We start from the raw sequence: 17,698 nt of genomic DNA on the forward strand, positions 1-17,698 counted from the left end.
ATGCTTTATTGGATACTTATTGCATTTAATGTGGAGGAATAAAATGGAGTCAAAAATTCTTATTGTTGATGATGATAAAGAAATTAGAAATCTTATCTCTGTATACCTGGAAAATGAAGGCCTAAAAACTCAAAAGGCGGAAGATGCTATACAAGCTTTACAACTGTTAGAAGAAAAGGAATTTGATTTAATTATTTTAGATATTATGATGCCGAATATGGATGGCATTGAAGCATGTATGAAAATTAGGGAAGATCGTAATATGCCTATCATTATGCTATCTGCAAAATCTGAGGATATAGACAAAATTCAAGGTCTAGCCTCTGGCGCAGACGATTATTTATCAAAGCCGTTTAACCCATTAGAATTAATCGCTAGAGTGAAATCCCAATTAAGAAGATTTAAAAAATACAATACGCCAATAGAACATAATAAAAGCATTCTAGAAATTGGTGACTTAACCGTAAATACAGATACATGTCAAGTATGGGTAAGAGGAAAAGAAACAAGGTTAACTCCAAAAGAGTTTGCTATTCTCGAATTACTTTTCCGCAACAAAGGGATTGTCCTGAGTGTTGCAAAAATATATGAAGCAGTTTGGAAAGAGGTTTTTTATAAATCAGATAATACCGTCATGGTGCATATTACAAAAATAAGAGACAAAATTGAAGAGGACTCTAAACATCCTATTTATATTAAAACTGTTTGGGGAATTGGATATAAAATATGAAGAATGTTAGTTTTAGAAATAAGATCATTATAAAACTTCTTGGTGCTGTTGCAGTTAGTTTTTTTATTTCATTTGGTTTAACAATCCTCATTTTGGCATACGTCATAGATCCATTATTTATAAAACACGAAGAATTTGGTATGTTTGAATTCAATTTGGCATTGTTGTTCTTATTCGCGTTCGCAATCTTTAACTTTATAATAATTTTTTTGATATTGGTTCGAAAGAAAATAGCATATTTGAAGCTCATTTCGGATAATGTAAATGATATTGCAAATGGAAAACTGGGTTTGACAATTGGGATTAAGGGGAAGGACGAATTGACCCAACTTGCTCAAAATATCAACTATATGTCCAAGGAATTGGAAAATACATTTGAACAAGAAAGACGATTGGAACGTACAAAAAATGAACTTATCACCAATGTATCTCATGACTTACGCACACCGTTAACATCTATTATTGGCTATATAGATTTATTAAAAAGAGGGCAATACAACAGTAAAACACAATTACAGGAATACCTTGAAACCACTTATTCAAAGTCACAGAGACTGAAATATTTAATTGATGAGCTGTTTGAATATACTCGTTTATCAGGCATAGATGCTAAGTTAAATCTTAATGAATTTGATTTATCAGGTTTGTTGGAGCAAATAGTTGGAGAATACATTCCTATATTTGAAAAGGAAAGCTTAATCGTTCAAAAATCAATTACACAAGAAACAATACCTATCTTCATAGATGTAGAAAAAATGGTACGTGTATATGAAAATCTGTTTATGAATGCGATAAAGTACAGCATGAAACCATCCGAATTATCCGTATGTCTTGAAGTAATGGATAACAAAGCAATTTTGAAAGTGTCAAATAAAGTCGAGAAACCGCCTGTTAGTGATCCAAATAAATTGTTTGAAAGGTTTTTCAGGGGGGACAAGGCAAGAAAAGATGACCAGGGAAATGGTCTGGGGCTTGCTATCTCAAAAAGAATTGTTGAACTTCATCATGGTAATATACATGCAGAATTTAAAGACGGCTGGATGTCCTTTATTGTTGAACATCCAATTAAATAGAATGGCTTATGGAATTATAGATTCCATAAGCTTTTTTTTATAAAAACTTAAGAAATCTTAAGGATTTTATGGGGTGTTTCCTAATTTTCATAGTTTATCATGGGTGTATTCAAAGTGATGGGGTGAGTGAAGAAGATAAAATGAAAGTTTTCATAGTAGCATAAGGGTGGAGGCAACATGACTATTTTGTTAGTAGCAAATAAAAATAGTAGCTTATTGTAATGAAATAGAAAAAACAAACGTAGGAGGATATATATGATAAAACCAGTTGTAGATGTAAAAAACATTCAAAAATTGTACGGTAAAAAAGGTGATAATCAATCACACGCTTTAAAAGGTGTATCATTCTCGATTCAAGAGGGAGAGTTTGTTGGTATTATGGGGCCTTCTGGTTCTGGTAAAACAACATTATTAAATGTAATTTCAACGTTAGATACAGCAACGGGCGGTATTGTTGAAATTGCAGGTACGGATATTACGAAAATGAAGCCAGGTGAGCTTTCTGATTTCCGTTCGCAAAAATTAGGATTCATTTTCCAGGACTTTAACTTATTAGAGAATTTATCTATATATGAAAATATTGCACTACCACTTTCCCTTCAAGGTGTTTCATCTCGTAATATTGGAAAGAAAGTAGAAAAAGTAGCTGATATGTTAGGCATTACAGCAATACTTCAAAAGTATCCTTCTGAAGTATCTGGTGGACAAAAGCAGCGTTCTGCAGCAGCACGTGCGTTAGTGCATGAACCTGCTATTATTTTAGGGGACGAGCCAACTGGAGCTCTAGATTCCAAAAATGCAACGAGTTTACTTGATGCCATGACAAGCCTAAATAAAGAGCAAGGTGTATCCATAATGATGGTTACGCATGATCCTTACAGCGCAAGTTACTGCCAGCGTATTTTATTCATTCAAGATGGTGAGTTATATAAAGAACTTCATCGCGGTGGTACCCGTGAAGAATTCTATAAAGAAATTTTAGACGTGCTTGCAAACTTGGGCACACAAAAAGCGTAAGGAAGGAAGTTCAATCATGTTATTTAAGCTTTCTATGTCAGGCCTAAAAAGTAAGTTGCAAGATTACATTGTTTTACTTGTTGGTCTTATTGTCTCTATTTCAACTTTTTATATGTTTCAAACGCTAGCATCCAATAAAACGTTCCTTGAATCTAACTCTTCTATTAGGGATATTGTGTCTGTATTTAAAATTGGTTCCTTTTTGTTAGCGGTTATCACATTTTTCTATATTTTATATGCAAACTCTTTCTTATCAGCTCTTCGTCAAAAAGAATTTGGTATGTATATGATGTTAGGGGCAAAAAAGCATAAAGTTACCTTACTTATGTTTATCGAAACAATTATATTAGGTGCCACATCTCTTTTGATTGGAATTACAATTGGTGTTGGACTTGCAGAAGGTATCGGTCAGCTATTAATGAAACAACTCGAGTTTGCTGGCGAAGGTTATAAAGCACTTTATCTGCCATCTATAGCTATTACTTGCGTCTTCTTCTTTGCACTATTTGTATTATCGGCAATTATGAATAGTATTAAATTATCTCGTATTTCTGTACTGCAACTTGTACATGCAGATGAACAAACAGAACGTGTTGCCATAAAAGGAAAAATGACCGTTGTAATTGCATTCCTTGGTATTCTTTTATTAGGTATTGGTTATGCATCACTGATTTATATGTCATATGCAAATTCGCTAATTGTTTTGGGGTTAATGGCCGTTGGATTAATCTCAGCAACCGTTGGTACTTACCTAATATTTGGATCACTTCTCCCAGTTATGATTAACAAGCTAAAGAGTAATAAAAAACGTAGTGAAAAAGGCCTCAATGCTTTTACTTTTGCACAATTAAATTTCCGCATTAATGGTCTAACAAATGTGCTTGCAACAGTAGCAATCTTAGTGGCTCTTGGTGCTGGTGGAATTGCTTGTGGTATGGCATTTAAAAACAACATCCTAAAAATGACAGATCAAATAAGAATTTACGATTCAGTCATTCATAATCCAACAGCGGAAGAAAAGACAATTTTGGGTGGTATCTTATTTCAAGAAAAACTTGAATATCATTACAAAGTGGATGATAAGTATGTTTATTATCTAAAAGAAGATTTAGAGAAAAATCGCCCTTTTATACAAGGTTTGAAAAAAGAGAAAGTTTCAGAGGGATTACCAATTGGTGCCTTTTCAATAAAATGGGTTAAAGGAGAGACGGACACAAAACAATGGATCCAGGCTTTCAGAACGATTCAGCCAGAATATGTGAATCCTGATTATGAAATAAAAATTGTAGACCAAATAATATACGATGGTATGAAGGGTAAAGAAAGTACTGTGTTCATTGGGAAAACAGATGATTTTGGAGCATACATAAAAGAATGGAAAAAACTTGATGAATTACAGATAGCGAAATATAAAAATGTGAACGCAGAAGAATTGCATAGTAAGTATCAAACATATAATATGAGTCATGGTTTTGCCAGCGGAATAATGTTTATGGGTTTCTTCGTTGGAATTGCATTCTTAGCAATGATGGCAAGTTGTTTAATGTTTAAAGTTCTGTCGGGAGCATCAAAAGATGTAACACGTTATCAAATGCTTCATAAAATTGGTGTCCGCCGAGAATTATTAACAAAATCAATTTATAAAGAGTTATTCTTCATATTCTTATTCCCAGCAATTGTGGGGATTACTCATATATTAGTTGGTATGAACATGTTTAGCCCTCTTTTAATCGATCCGTACTCTCGCATTTGGTTACCAATTGTTATTTTTGTAGTGATTTACTCGATTTACTACTTGATTACAGTTCAATTATATAAAAGAATTGTACTTCCGAAAGAGAAGTAATAAGTATATAATTTTTAACTATAGATCGTTCGATATTTTCGACTTAATAATTTAAGAATTGGATCAGAAATACTTAAAAAGACCTAAAACTAATTGTTAATGTTTTGGGTCTTTTATATTTAAAAATCTTATTTTAGAATTTCTAGTCTAAATAGTTTGGAGTTTCATGTCCTTGTACAACAAAAAAGGGGAGTAAAAAGACATGAAAGTAGGAACTTATTTTATAGTGTAAAATGCTGAATTATCCACAGATACATTGCATTTAGTACCCATTTTCTTGTCTCGATATATAGACAAGAAAATGGATAATTTTTAAAAATGGAATATAATAATTAAGTGTGAAATTAAAATTCAATTTTATATTAGTAACAAAAAATATTTATGAAGCATCTACTTTTTTGTCTCATTAGGAGGACATGAAGTTCTATACTTATGTTAATTTTTTTCGTCCTTATGTTGATGGGCATAGGAAAGGATTTCAAAATATAAAATAAGATTGACAATGCAAGATTACAAGTGTAATATTCAGTTACGGATTACAAATGTAATCCAATGGAGGTGTAATTTAAACTAATGAAAGAATTACCTAAAATTTCAGAAGCTGAGTTAGAAGTAATGAAAGTACTGTGGTCAAAATCTCCACAAACCGCAAATGAAGTGATTGAAGAGTTAGAGAAGAAAATGGATTGGAAACCCAAAACGATTCGAACACTAATTAATCGATTAGTTCACAAAGAAGCAGTTGCTTACCATCAAGATAAAGGGCGTATGTACGCTTATTATCCTTTGGTTTCGCAAGATAGTTATTTACAAGTAGAAACAAAATCTTTGCTTAAACGTTTCTATGGTGCAGCATTTAAACCTTTACTTGTAAATTTCTTAAAAGAAGAAAAGCTGTCTTCAGAAGATATTAACGAACTTAAACGTATTCTGGATGAGAAAACTGAGGAAAATCAGAGGAAGGATAGATTATAGTGATAGAAAAATTTATAAATATCTATCTACCTGCTTTTTTTGATTGGATGATTGAGACTTCCATTATGGCTAGTATATTAGTGGGCCTAATCTTGTGTATCAAGGTCTTGTTTAGAAATAAGTTAACGCCACGTTGGCAATATATGCTATGGATCATATTAATTATAAGACTTGTATTACCTTGGTCGCCAGATAGTTCCTATAGTATCTATTCTGTTCTTACTTACAAGAATGATGATGCATTCATTTCTAGGGGAAATCCTGTAGCTAAGTTTCTTACAAAAGAGAGTACGCAAGAATTAAAAGGTATAGACGATACAAAGGTTCTCACAAAAGAAGATACTTATACCTCAAGTTCAACAAAAACTGTTCAGACAAATAAGACACAAACAGGCATGAATGAAAAGCAAGATGGTGAGCCAATTCCGTTCTATACAATTTGTATATACATTTGGCTTACTGGTGTTATCTTTTTAAGTGTTGCTACTTTTATAATGAACAGGCGTTTATTACTTTACATAAAAAAACAACCTGTTATTACAGACGAGAAGATTGTCCAGCTTTTTGAAAAGTGTAAGCAATCTATGTCTATTCAACGGAATATCCCTCTATTTGTATCTGGAAAGGTTTCCAGTCCAACAGTGTTTGGATTTATTCGTCCCAAGTTGCTATTGTCAACTGTACATATGAAAATATTAGATGAGCAACAGTTACGATATATTTTTCATCATGAATTAGCTCACATCAAGCGAAGAGATGTTGGTGTGAACTGGCTTATGCATGGCTTACTAATTTTAAATTGGTTTAATCCCATTCTATGGTATGCCTACTCATGTATGCGGGAAGATCAAGAACTAGCATGCGATGCATTAGCTCTTACATGTATAGATGCAGAGGAGCGAATTGCGTATGGACATACTATTATTAGTCTATTGGAACACTACTCAAGTTATTATCAAGTACCAAGTATAGCAAATTTTAGTAAAAACAAGAGAGCGTTAAAAAGGAGAATTCTAATGATTAAAAAATTCCAAAAAAAATCATATCGTTGGTCTGCGATAGGGGCTGTGGCAGTGATTGCAGTATCATCTGTATCCTTACTAAATGCCCGTGCTGATAAGCCGACTAACCCTGAGAAACAACAAATAGAAGTGAAAAATAATATGAAAGAATTAAAAACACAAACCGATATTCCTATACAGAAAATTGTAGAAAAAATGATTGGTACAAAAGAACGGGCAGATGCAGAATTTTTTGTTTCAGAGGGAGAGTATAATACTTTACTTAAAGAAGTTGGTTTGGCACGAAATCTGTTTACAAAAGAAGAATTTGAACGATTTATTGATTTAGAAACAGAAGCATATACTTTGGGTAAAAAAGTAAAGTTAGTAGGAAGTCCTGAAAAGTTAGATTCAGAAGAACAAAAAAAATATCAGAAAAACAGTGAAGAAATTGGACCATTTAGACAGAAAATTACTTCGGAATTTAGATTAACTAAAAAGGAAGCACAGAAATATGTTGATTTTCCAATTAATGCCCCAAGTTATGTGGTAAAAGGGTTTAAATTAACTGGAGAAGGTGTTACAACACCGAAGACTACTGGAAAAATGAATCCCGATTTTATTTATGAATATCAAAATCAAAGTAAAGATAATGTATATATTGTGCACCAATCTGCAGTTACTGATGAGGGAAAAGAATTCTCGAATAAAAGAGCGGAGTATAATGAAAAGGTAACAAATTATGAATTAGAAGGTACAAAAATAACCTTAGTTGAAAGTCTTGATACAGAGGAAACCTATAAAGTAATGCAAATGATTGTTCCTGCAAAAGGAAAGAATAGCGCTTATCAAGTCTTAATTCTTGCAGGTGATTTAAGTAAAGAAGAAACAGAGAAAATCATGCTGTCCTTTTTAAAATAAAAATAGAGTCTCAGGATTTCGTCCCTGAGGCTCTATTTTTTTAACATAAACGAAACCATTAAGTGAGAAGAGAAATTGGTATAGTCTATATAATGAGAAAGTAAGATGAAATGTACTTTTGTTAGCTTGATCGAGGTGGAGAAAGATTATATGAAAAATAACAATTTAAAACATAAATTGAATCAAGGTAGATATATTATATGGAGAACAGGAGGGAATTAAGCTGGAAAAGCAGGGGAAATTCTACGGCAGTCTCTTTTCTGCTTTGAGGTTGAAAATCATTTTGGGAAATATGACCTCAAAATAATTCATCTCCTTTTTTGAAACTTAATATAATTATTCGTATTCGAATTTAATAGTGTGGCTTATTTATCTGCCCATGTTTATCCAATAAAATTGATAAAGTTCTATTATACCTGTCTATACATGTTGCAAAATATGAAAGAAAATATAATTTTATAACATGTATGGCGAATTTTGTTTGACTTATGTTGTTTTTAAAGGAGTGTAACAGAAAAAGCAAGAAAAGACCTGATAACAGGTCCGTTTTTGTCTTTGTTTTGGCATATAATCAATTATGTTGTTTCCCACGCATTAATATGAGCCAAGATGAAAGAAATAGGGAAATACCCTAATTTTTTTATTTCTATAATAAAATAAGATTATTAAGTCGAATGTGACAATAATAATTAGAAGTAATAAGTGTATAAGTGCATCAGCTTTACCGTGTAATAAAGAATTTATAAAGAAATCCCATTCTGTTTCATAGGGAGGCTCTGCCCAATTTCGTTGCAGTCCTAACACAATTCCATTTATGAAAAAGATAATACTTAATAGAATTCTTCCAACAAATAAGGCAGCTACTTTTAAATTCCAATGCTTTATCTTGATTACGTAAAGGATTGGAAAGAGTATAAGTATCCAAAAAACGATAATAAAAACTGTATTCATCAGTTTCTACTCCTTATGTTGATAATAAAGTTATTATCCCGCTAATTGTAGGCTGACTAAAGTCTCACTTTATCTCTCCGTTTCAAAAAACTCAATCCATTCTCCATCAGGACCAGCGAAGAATATGTAACGTGTTCCATCTGGTAATGTTTCAATTTCTTCTCCTAATAGAAAGGTTACGCCGTGTTTCTGTATTCTTTCAATTTCATCTTCTAATGAATCTACTTTAAAACAAATATGATGTACTTTTCCTTCTGCCGGAAGAGAAGAGTTATAACCTTCAATAAGTTCGAGTATCGTTTCCTTCGATTCTTCCACACCTAAAAAAGCGAGTTTTAAGTCTGGATTCGGGTGACCCATACGTTTAATGAGTTGTAAGCCAACTACTTCTTCATAAAATGAAATAGATGTTTCTAAGTTTGCGACCATAAGACCGACGTGTTCAATTCTTCTAACTGGCATGTAAATCCCTTCTTTCTGAAAATTATATACAATATGTTATTGAAAATTAAGAAAATAAGCAAGATAAAAACCTTACAAATTTTAGCTTGTTATATGGTATAGTGAGAAAGTATGTTTGGGGAGAAGGAAGGAGATTATACGATGAATACACCTACTCAAACTCCTTCATTATCGGCAACGATGAAAGAGTGGCATTATGCATTAGCGTATGAAATTAAACATTGGAAAACGATAGGTGGTAGTAAAATTTCTATTATGAACGGTCGTTTTTTATATACAGATTATGAAAGTACAGTATACGTATTTCAGCTTATTTCGGAAGTAAGCTTACCTGAAGGTTCACCAATTCGAATTGAGTTTGATGGTGAGGAAGCGACAGGAGAAGTATTATCTGTACATGGATTAGAAATAGAACTGAAATTAAATGATTATATACAAGGTGAAATACGAGAAGCTGTTTTATACAGTGAACCGTGGCAATTGTTAGAGCAACTACAAGAGCGATTAAAAGAGGCACATAAAGATAAGTTAAAACGTAATCGTATAAAGCGTCTTGTTGATGGGACGAGCAGTCCGAAACATATTGAGAAGATGAAAAATCCGAAAAATGAATTGGCGTATCGTTCGTTTTACAATCCGACAACGTACGTGTGGGGACCACCTGGAACAGGGAAGTCTTACAATTTATCACGTATTATTTCGGCTCATTATCAAAAAGGAAAATCGGTACTTGTATTAGCTCATAGTAATGCGGCAGTAGACGTATTAATGAGCGAAGTAACGAAGCAAATTGAGAAGAAAAAGAAATGGACACCTGGCGAAATTGTTCGTTACGGTTATAGTCAACATGAACATATACGAAATCATGAAACATTACTTACGTCGAAGCTAGTTGAAACGACGAACGGATCATGGGGGGAAGAAAGACTCTATTTAGAAGAAACACGACAAGATCTTCGTGAAAAGATTTTATCATATAAAGCGACTTCTGCTGATAAGAAGCGTATACAAGAGATTGAAAGTGATCTTCGAAAGCAAAAAGCGAAAATTAAAGAAGTAGAAAAAGAATACATTGAAAATGCGAAAGTAATCGGCGCAACTTTATCGAAATGTGCCATTGATTCACTTATTTATGAGCGTACATTTGATTTAGTTGTCGTAGATGAAGTGAGTATGGCATATGTTCCGCAAATTGCATTAGCTGCTTCACTTGGAAAACGTATTGTCGTTTGTGGAGACTTTTTACAGTTACCTCCAATTGCGATGGCGAACCATGAACTCGTTCGAAAATGGCTTGGGGAAGATATGTTTTACCATGCTGGGATTGTTGATTCTGTCAATAAATCAGAAGCACATCCGAACCTATTTATGCTGCAGGAACAAAGACGTATGCATGCGGATATATCGAAGTTTACAAATTCGTTTATTTATAAAAATAGAGTATATGATCATCCGTCTGTTTCAGACCGTAAAGAACTTGCGCAGCTACAACCGTTCGCAAATGAGGCAAGTGTTTTATTTGATACGAGTTTAATGGGAGCCTTTTCGTTAAAAGACGCTGCTTCTGGTTCTCGATTTAACATTATGTCTGGTTTAGTAGCGATGCAAATGATGTTAATCGGACTGTTAGATGGTGTTCAATCGATCGGTGTTGTTACACCTTACAGGGCACAATCCCGCTTTTTATCAACGTGTATTAGAGAAATGTTGCAGAGAACGAAATATCAAAACATACCAGTTTTAGCGGCAACAGTTCATAAATTCCAAGGTTCTGAAAGAGATATGATGATATTTGATACAGTGGATAGTTATCCGCAAGAACGTCCTGGCGTGTTATTCTTTGATCACAAAAACCATCGCCTCGTCAATGTAGCCGTAACGAGAGCGAGAGGGAAGTTCATTCAATTATCAGATTGCCATTATATGCGTAAAAACCTTTCGAGAAAACAAGCGTTATCACAATTAACAGCTCATATAGAACGGCACGGAGATGTGTATGATCGCACGACATCAAGACAATTGTGGGAACGAAAAATTTCGAAACGTTTACGCTGGTTTATGGAAATGAATCTTGAAGAGCCGAAAGGGTTATTGAAAGATATTTTAGCCGCAAAACGAAAAATTATTATTTCGCTTCCAAGTACAAAGCAAGTGGATAAACGAGTATGGCAAGCGTTAATGCGCACAAATGCGCAAATAACAGTGTATAGTGATGGACCAGTTCCGTTAAAAAATGTAAAGTTACAAAGACAAAATAAAGCATTCCCGTTTATCGTAATCGATGATGAAATCTTTTGGGCAGGAGCACCGCTCACATCTCAAATGATGTTTGAAGGTAGTATGGAATTTCCGTACGTATGTGCAAGATTACAAGCACCGGAAACAATTGGTGTGTTAAAAGGATTTTTAGATATTCGGTAAATTCGGATAGGAATTCCTTGACTTTTAATCGGAATGAACTTAGAATGAATGTAATTTAATATAATCTTATGAAAATTCTTATCACGAGAGGTTGAGGGACTGGCCCTATGACACCTCGGCAGCGGATTCTTTATGAATACTGTGCCAATTCCAGCAAGGTAACTTGAAAGATAAGAAAGAAGCTCATTTTGACTGTATATACAGAAGCCTCTTTCTATCTTTTAGAAAGAGGCTTTTTTACGTGAAAATATAAGGGGGAAGAAAAATGGGAGCGACTGGAGTAACGTCACAAAGAAAAACAATTGAAGAGAGTATTGAAAGAAATAAGGAAAAGTACATAGAAACAAGTCACGATATTCATGCGAATCCGGAGATTGGTAACCAAGAGTTTTATGCATCAAGAACGTTGAGTTTATTATTAGGAAGCGCAGGATTTCAGTTACAACACAATATAGCTGGACATGAAACAGGTTTTATCGCGCGAAAAAGTTCAGGAAAACAAGGGCCAGTTATCGCATTTTTAGCTGAGTATGACGCTTTACCAGGACTCGGTCATGCATGTGGTCACAATTTAATTGGCACAATTAGTGTTGCGGCTGCGATTGCATTATCAGAAACGCTTGAAGAAATTGGCGGGGAAGTTGTCGTGTTTGGTACTCCAGCTGAAGAAGGAGGACCAAATGGTAGTGCGAAAGCGAGTTATGTAAAAGCGGGGTTATTTAAAGATATTGATGCGGCACTTATGATTCATCCGAGCGGAAAAACAGCGCCAACGAGCCCTTCACTAGCAGTCGATCCACTTGATTTTCATTTTTACGGAAAAACAGCTCATGCCGCAGCTTCACCGGAAGAAGGAATTAACGCATTAGATGCGATTATTCAGCTGTATAACAGCATTAATGCACTTCGCCAGCAACTTCCGTCAGATGTGAAAATTCATGGCGTTATTACAGAAGGCGGAAAAGCACCTAACATTATTCCTGACTACGCCGCAGCAAGGTTCTTCATCCGCGCAGCAACGCGAAAAAGATGTGCAGAAGTAACAGAAAAAGTAAAAAATATCGCACAAGGAGCAGCATTAGCAACAGGTACGAAAGTGAAAATTCATCAATTCCAAAATGAAATCGATGAACTACTCGTAACAAAAACATTTAATGACGTCGTAGCCGAAGAATTAGAATTACAAGGTGAAGACGTAAATCGGAAAGAAAGATTTGGCATCGGCTCAACAGACGCAGGAAACGTAAGCCAAGTCGTACCGACCATTCATCCGTACATTAAAATCGGTCCAGACGATTTAATTGCGCATACGAATGAATTTAGAGAAGCAGCACGTTCAGAATTAGGAGATAAAGCATTAATTACATCCGCAAAAGCACTAGCAAATACAGCGTATCGATTAATTACAGTAGAAGGGTTGTTAGAGAAGGTGAAGGAGGAGTTTAGAGAGGCGCAGAGAAATCAGGGATAGGTGAGAAGGAGACGTATCTCTGGATTTTCTAGTAGGAAATTGAATGAAAAAAGAACCAGCCTATGGCTGGTTCTTTTTATATTATATAAAAATTTTTCCACATACACTCGGTATCTTTATCTTAGTACCCTCTTATCAGAACGACAATTTCTCCTCAAACTCACTCTTTAAAACAATTAAAGGAGACGATAATCCAAATTGCATTAAGGAGTCTAAAAATGTAGCGAGAGAATCCATCGAATCGCTCATGACCTTCATCATATAATTAAACTCCCCGCTAATTCGATATAAATCAGTTACTTCGGGAGCGGCATTACAAAATTGGATGAAATCAGAGCATTGACTCGTTTTAAACATGATGAATGCTTGAATGTTCTTATTAATTTTAGAAGGCTCAAATTTCGTTCGGTATGCAGCTATAACGCCTTGATCTTCAAGTTTGTTAATGCGTTCTTTTACAGCAGGCTGCGTCATGGATATAATACGTCCTATTTCTGAAACAGAAATTCTCGCATTTTCATATAACAAGTTCATAATTTTATGATCGATTTCATCTAGTTTTACTGTGTTTTGCATTGTGTAGCCTCCTTTCTTTATTTTCTAAAGTGAATCGTAAATTATTACTATAATATCATAAGTGAAGGAACTAAATTACCTATAAATCTATATTTAAAATTATTAGTATTTGCTTAAAAATATAAGTATAGGATTTATCCCGCATTAACGGGCAGTAAAACTCCCGCCTCAAAATTCAGCTGGAGCAAAGTGGTTAGGTGAGAGATTAACTGCCCGTAAAAGCCCGATTGGTGAGGGCTGATAATCAGTGGGGGATGAAGAAAACCCCCACTGATTAAAGTTTCACTTTATTAAACGGAAATTTAGAAAGGGTGGAAAAAATGAAGAATCTTGATGGGAAAGTAGCGTTAGTAACAGGGGCGAGTCGCGGTATTGGTCGTGCGATTGCGATGAGATTGGCAAACGACGGTGCATTAGTTGCAATTCACTATGGCCGAAATAAAGCAGCTGCAGATGAAACAATTAGTGAGATTGAATCTAATGGAGGAAAGGCATTCTTAATTGAAGCGGATTTCAATTCAATTGATGGTATCAAAAAGATAGTAGAACAATTGAAGAATGAATTACAAATAAGAGTTGGTACATCAGAGATTGATATTTTAGTAAACAATGCAGGGATAGGTACACAAGGAACAATTGAAAATACGACAGAAGAAGTTTTTGATGAAATTATGTCTGTAAATATTAAAGCACCGTTCTTCTTAATTCAGCAAACATTACCGTTATTACGAGCGGAGGGGCGAGTTATTAACATTTCATCAGCTGAAGTAAGACTTGGTTTTGCAGGGTCCATTGCATATGGTTTAAGTAAAGGGGCACTAAATACGATGACACTTCCTCTAGCTAAACATCTTGGAGAAAGAGGTATAACAGTGAATACAATTATGCCTGGATATACGAAGACAGATATAAATGCGAAATTGCTAGATAATCCGGAAATACGAAATTTTGCTACGAATTCATCTGTGTTCGGACGAATAGGGCAAGTTGAAGATATTGCAGATGTAGTAGCATTCCTTGCTTCTTCTGATAGCCGCTGGGTAACGGGGCAAATTTTAGATGTTTCTGGTGGGTTTTGTTTATAGGGGCACTACTTCATACCCATCAAGCTAATATTTTCATATCCCCCTAAATTAAAATTTTCTTTCTCTACAGATAGCTATTTTGAGAAGCCGCTCATTTTTTCGTTTTGGGGGCATTTCTTTTTCTTAAGTTGATGGGTATATATGGGACCCCTATTAGACGATAGTGAATTAACAATTTCGGGGTTAAGTTCAACTTTATTCAAAATAAGATTTTTTTGCAGTAAAATCAATGTTAGTGGAACTTTTTTAATCAAACTTTTTTCTAAATTAATATAAATACTTGCAATATTTAAATTAGTACTATATAGTTCTAGTTATGACAAAGTTAAAATTAATGAATCAAAAACGTGTGATTGAAGTAGCTGCAACATTATTTTTAGAAAAAGGGTTTGCTTATACAAGTATGGATGAATTAGTGCGTGTAAGCAAAGTTTCAAAATCTAATGTGTATTATCACTTTTCTAATAAGGAAGTATTATTAGAAGGGGTCGTTGATTATTGGATTGAAATGTATCAATCTGCAATTGATGACGTACTTTCTCAGAACCAATTTTTAGTGGAAGATCGTATCCAACTGTTTTTAAAGCAATTATCACAAGGAGTTCAGTCGAGAGAGTATAAGGGGAGCTGTCCATTTATTACTCTTTATATTCAAAGTCCTAAACAGGCCACGCAAATAAAAGAAAAAATAGGTCTTTTTTTTACAGGATTACAAAAGAAAGTTTCTCTATTACTTAAACAAGGGGTAGAGAATGGAGAATTCAGAAATACGATTAATATTGATGAGGTTGCATCCCTTTTTATTACAAATCTTGAAGGAGCGTTATTTATTTCAGAAACATTGAAGGATGCAACTGTAATCACGAAAACAGCAGATCATTTTTTTAAATTGCTTCGATAAAAGAAGCATTTTTTTTACATCAAATTAGTACTGAATAGTACTAAAAGGAGATCTTATATGAGAACAGTATTTTTAATTGGTGGAACAGGCTTTATTGGAAAGCAATTAGTGAAAGAATTAGCCAAAGAGGATGTTAAAATTCTTCTTTTAGTGAGGTCGAAAAGTAAAGCAATACGCATTTTTCAAGAAAGAGGCATCTTAAAAAAGGCAGTTATGCACTTTATTGAAGGTGATTTGACGAAAATAGATTTAGGTCTAAGTGCTGAAGATAAGGAGAGGGTATTGAAAACGGATGTGATTATTCACGCAGGAGGCCCCATGGATATTCAAGCGACAAGTAAAGAGGCAGCTTCCGTATTTTTAAATGGCGCCAAACATATTAGTGAATTAGCTAAAAGCATTCATCAATTGAAGGGCTTGCAACAATTTATTCATGTTGTAGGTTATATGAGTCCCTTTGATGATAAAAATAGCAAGATTACAATTGATGTGTTTAAAGAAGGAAACAATTATTTGAAAATGAAAAATCCATATGAGAGAACAAAATTTTTAGCAGATCTTTATATCCGTCACCAGGCATCAGCAGTAGGTTATCCGCTTTCTGTAATTAATCCGCCAACTGTAGTCGGTAGTAGTAAAACTGGGAGTACAGAGCAGATAGCAGGATTAGGTTTGCTTGTGATGAGTATGCGAAGAGGGCTCATGCCAGTGATTCCTGGAGGTAAGGGATATAGGTTACCACTTATTTCAAACGATGAGCTTGCGAAGTTTATTGTGCAGGTTTTCAGATTGGAACAACCGACTATTCAAACATATACACTTGTTGAAGACAAACAGCACGATCAGAACATTGCTGAATTATTAAGTATTATGTCGGAAAGTATGAATATGAGGGCACCAAAAATCTCTGTCCCAATGCCACTTATGAAAGCAATTATGAATAGTGGGGTAAGTAAAATAACAAAAATTCCTTCTGATGGACTGAATTTTATTACAAAACGAAAATTTTCAAATGTTTCAGCGAAAAAAATTATGGGAGGAGATTGGTTTAAGAAGACGAGTGTAATGAAATTTTTCCCTGCCGTAGTAGCTGATCTGGATTATCGAATGATGCATCAAAATGGCCAGCATAATCATTTATTTAAACGAACATTATGTGATAACATTACCCTTTACCAATTACAAGGAGAGGGTAAACCGTTTATTTTATTACATGGTTTATTGAGTGATGGAGAGGATTTATTTCCTTTAGCACAAGAGCTTCATGAAAAAACTGGTCAACCTGTATGGATCTTGGATCTTCCAGGTTTGGGACGTTCTCCTTTTAAACGAGAGAAAAATCTTCTAGATATCTATTTGAATGTAGTGAAAAAGTTATTAGAGAAAGCTACGAATGGTGCACATCTAATTGGTCATTCATTCGGTGCGTTTATTCTTCTGGAAGCATTGGTACAAGAGTACATAGATAAGAAGTATTCAATCACTTTACTTCAGCCGCCTATTGCTAAAAAAAATCCTAAATCGCTAAATGTTCCCCAATTTATGAACAAATGGACATTAAAATTGGCAACTACTAATTTGATAGGGCGTTATTTATTAAGTAATGGTTTGTTTGAAAGTATGGAGAGCATCCCTGAACATTATATCGAAAAAATAAGTAACAGTTTTACTTCTCCTAGAATATTAAATACTACAGTTCAGCTTAACAGTTTACTACTGAAAAACGATCAAGGTGATTTCAATGAAGTAACAAAGTATAATCTTCACATTATTTGGGGGGATTATGACAGAGGTTATTCTGCTCCATCGCATCTTGGTAAGGTTGATTTTGTTCCATATGGCCATCATTTTCCTCTTAGCCATCCGAGTGAAACGGCAACATTAGTAATAAAAAATAGTAATACTATCGGATGAGAGTGTGAGATAAATAAAAAGTTTGTAGTAAGATCGTTGTGTCTTTGAAATAAAATCTTACTGTGTGGGAGCCCGCCCCATCACCATCAAGCTAAGGTTTTGAAGTACCCCCTAAATGAAAATTTTCTTTCTCTATAGTTATTTATTTTGAGAAGTCAGCTCATTTTTTAATTTTAGGGGGTATTTTGTTTTATTAGGTTGATAGCGATGGGACTGTACCCCGTTAATAACAATTAGTAAAATTTAATTAAAAAATTGTGAATTTTTTATAGTTTTTTCTGTATTGTTTTACATGTTTCGTGATTTGAGATAGTTTCTGCAACATATAAGGTTCTTTAATTATTTTATCGTTTT

General features: G+C 34.2%; 14 protein-coding genes and 1 riboswitch. Of the genes, 11 read left to right on the top strand and 3 right to left on the bottom strand.

What is annotated here, in order from left to right; translation table 11 throughout:
• The first annotated feature begins 43 nt into the window (after positions 1-43).
• From MNO09_RS14445 to MNO09_RS14470, 6 genes are all read left to right on the top strand, one after another.
• Positions 44-730: a response regulator transcription factor gene (locus MNO09_RS14445; protein ID WP_000444078.1), complete on the top strand. Its 687-nt coding sequence runs from the start codon at positions 44-46 to the stop codon at positions 728-730.
• Entirely contained in the window at positions 727-1,803 is a 1,077-nt protein-coding gene (locus MNO09_RS14450) for a HAMP domain-containing sensor histidine kinase (protein ID WP_000800287.1), read from the top strand. The genes MNO09_RS14445 and MNO09_RS14450 overlap by 4 nt, the downstream gene beginning before the upstream one ends.
• A 255-nt stretch (positions 1,804-2,058) precedes the next feature.
• Positions 2,059-2,820 carry an ABC transporter ATP-binding protein gene (locus tag MNO09_RS14455; RefSeq protein ID WP_000595164.1) on the top strand — a complete coding sequence of 254 codons (762 nt, stop codon included), beginning with the start codon at positions 2,059-2,061 and terminating at the stop codon, positions 2,818-2,820.
• 16 nt (positions 2,821-2,836) lie between these two features.
• Positions 2,837-4,666 (top strand): FtsX-like permease family protein, encoded by a 1,830-nt coding sequence (locus MNO09_RS14460; RefSeq protein WP_000897826.1) that lies wholly within the window; start codon positions 2,837-2,839, stop codon positions 4,664-4,666.
• A 573-nt stretch (positions 4,667-5,239) separates the two neighbouring features.
• The gene (locus tag MNO09_RS14465) at positions 5,240-5,641 is read left to right on the top strand and encodes a BlaI/MecI/CopY family transcriptional regulator (protein WP_000661426.1); all 402 of its coding nucleotides are present in this window, start codon (positions 5,240-5,242) and stop codon (positions 5,639-5,641) included.
• Positions 5,641-7,563, top strand: a complete 1,923-nt coding sequence (locus tag MNO09_RS14470; protein ID WP_000570335.1) for a M56 family metallopeptidase — start codon at positions 5,641-5,643, stop codon at positions 7,561-7,563. The genes MNO09_RS14465 and MNO09_RS14470 overlap by 1 nt, the downstream gene beginning before the upstream one ends.
• Positions 7,564-8,157: 594 nt before the next feature.
• Here MNO09_RS14470 and MNO09_RS14475 read toward each other — a convergent pair.
• A complete protein-coding gene (locus MNO09_RS14475; RefSeq protein ID WP_140399251.1) occupies positions 8,158-8,514 on the bottom strand; it encodes a hypothetical protein in 357 nt (118 codons plus the stop codon).
• Positions 8,515-8,583: 69 nt separating this feature from the next.
• Positions 8,584-8,976: a VOC family protein gene (locus tag MNO09_RS14480; protein ID WP_001145279.1), complete on the bottom strand. Its 393-nt coding sequence runs from the start codon at positions 8,974-8,976 to the stop codon at positions 8,584-8,586.
• A gap of 111 nt (positions 8,977-9,087) precedes the next feature.
• Between MNO09_RS14480 and MNO09_RS14485 the strand changes: the two genes are divergently transcribed.
• Complete coding sequence (locus MNO09_RS14485) at positions 9,088-11,397, top strand: AAA domain-containing protein (protein ID WP_002096477.1); 2,310 nt, start codon at positions 9,088-9,090, stop codon at positions 11,395-11,397.
• A gap of 75 nt (positions 11,398-11,472) precedes the next feature.
• Positions 11,473-11,574: riboswitch (SAM riboswitch) on the top strand.
• Between the two features lie 88 nt (positions 11,575-11,662).
• Complete coding sequence (locus MNO09_RS14490) at positions 11,663-12,868, top strand: M20 family metallopeptidase (RefSeq protein WP_000501373.1); 1,206 nt, start codon at positions 11,663-11,665, stop codon at positions 12,866-12,868.
• Between the two features lie 135 nt (positions 12,869-13,003).
• On the opposite strand, the gene MNO09_RS14495 is transcribed toward MNO09_RS14490, so the two are convergent.
• Positions 13,004-13,444 (bottom strand): Lrp/AsnC family transcriptional regulator, encoded by a 441-nt coding sequence (locus MNO09_RS14495; RefSeq protein ID WP_001181720.1) that lies wholly within the window; start codon positions 13,442-13,444, stop codon positions 13,004-13,006.
• Positions 13,445-13,764: 320 nt separating this feature from the next.
• On the opposite strand from MNO09_RS14495, the gene MNO09_RS14500 reads away from it, so the two are divergent.
• From MNO09_RS14500 to MNO09_RS14510, 3 genes are all read left to right on the top strand, one after another.
• Positions 13,765-14,529 carry an SDR family oxidoreductase gene (locus MNO09_RS14500; protein ID WP_117616473.1) on the top strand — a complete coding sequence of 255 codons (765 nt, stop codon included), beginning with the start codon at positions 13,765-13,767 and terminating at the stop codon, positions 14,527-14,529.
• Between the two features lie 334 nt (positions 14,530-14,863).
• On the top strand, positions 14,864-15,430 hold the full coding sequence (locus MNO09_RS14505; RefSeq protein ID WP_001072319.1) for a TetR/AcrR family transcriptional regulator: 567 nt from the start codon (positions 14,864-14,866) through the stop codon (positions 15,428-15,430).
• Positions 15,431-15,487: 57 nt separating this feature from the next.
• A complete protein-coding gene (locus MNO09_RS14510) occupies positions 15,488-17,344 on the top strand; it encodes an alpha/beta fold hydrolase (protein WP_088107335.1) in 1,857 nt (618 codons plus the stop codon).
• Positions 17,345-17,698 lie beyond the last annotated feature (354 nt).

The organism is Bacillus sp. N5-665, assembly GCF_022637375.2.
Classification (GTDB): Bacteria; Bacillota; Bacilli; order Bacillales; family Bacillaceae_G; genus Bacillus_A; species Bacillus_A wiedmannii.

What these genes read in the sequence shown, in the direction of transcription:
- MNO09_RS14445 (WP_000444078.1), top strand. Translation starts at nt 44, where the DNA reads ATGGAGTCAAAAATTCTTATTGTTGATGATGATAAAGAAATTAGAAAT.
- MNO09_RS14450 (WP_000800287.1), top strand. Translation starts at nt 727, where the DNA reads ATGAAGAATGTTAGTTTTAGAAATAAGATCATTATAAAACTTCTTGGT.
- MNO09_RS14455 (WP_000595164.1), top strand. Translation starts at nt 2,059, where the DNA reads ATGATAAAACCAGTTGTAGATGTAAAAAACATTCAAAAATTGTACGGT.
- MNO09_RS14460 (WP_000897826.1), top strand. Translation starts at nt 2,837, where the DNA reads ATGTTATTTAAGCTTTCTATGTCAGGCCTAAAAAGTAAGTTGCAAGAT.
- MNO09_RS14465 (WP_000661426.1), top strand. Translation starts at nt 5,240, where the DNA reads ATGAAAGAATTACCTAAAATTTCAGAAGCTGAGTTAGAAGTAATGAAA.
- MNO09_RS14475 (WP_140399251.1), bottom strand. Translation starts at nt 8,514, where the DNA reads ATGAATACAGTTTTTATTATCGTTTTTTGGATACTTATACTCTTTCCA.
- MNO09_RS14480 (WP_001145279.1), bottom strand. Translation starts at nt 8,976, where the DNA reads ATGCCAGTTAGAAGAATTGAACACGTCGGTCTTATGGTCGCAAACTTA.
- MNO09_RS14485 (WP_002096477.1), top strand. Translation starts at nt 9,088, where the DNA reads ATGTTTGGGGAGAAGGAAGGAGATTATACGATGAATACACCTACTCAA.
- MNO09_RS14490 (WP_000501373.1), top strand. Translation starts at nt 11,663, where the DNA reads ATGGGAGCGACTGGAGTAACGTCACAAAGAAAAACAATTGAAGAGAGT.
- MNO09_RS14495 (WP_001181720.1), bottom strand. Translation starts at nt 13,444, where the DNA reads ATGCAAAACACAGTAAAACTAGATGAAATCGATCATAAAATTATGAAC.
- MNO09_RS14500 (WP_117616473.1), top strand. Translation starts at nt 13,765, where the DNA reads ATGAAGAATCTTGATGGGAAAGTAGCGTTAGTAACAGGGGCGAGTCGC.
- MNO09_RS14505 (WP_001072319.1), top strand. Translation starts at nt 14,864, where the DNA reads ATGAATCAAAAACGTGTGATTGAAGTAGCTGCAACATTATTTTTAGAA.
- MNO09_RS14510 (WP_088107335.1), top strand. Translation starts at nt 15,488, where the DNA reads ATGAGAACAGTATTTTTAATTGGTGGAACAGGCTTTATTGGAAAGCAA.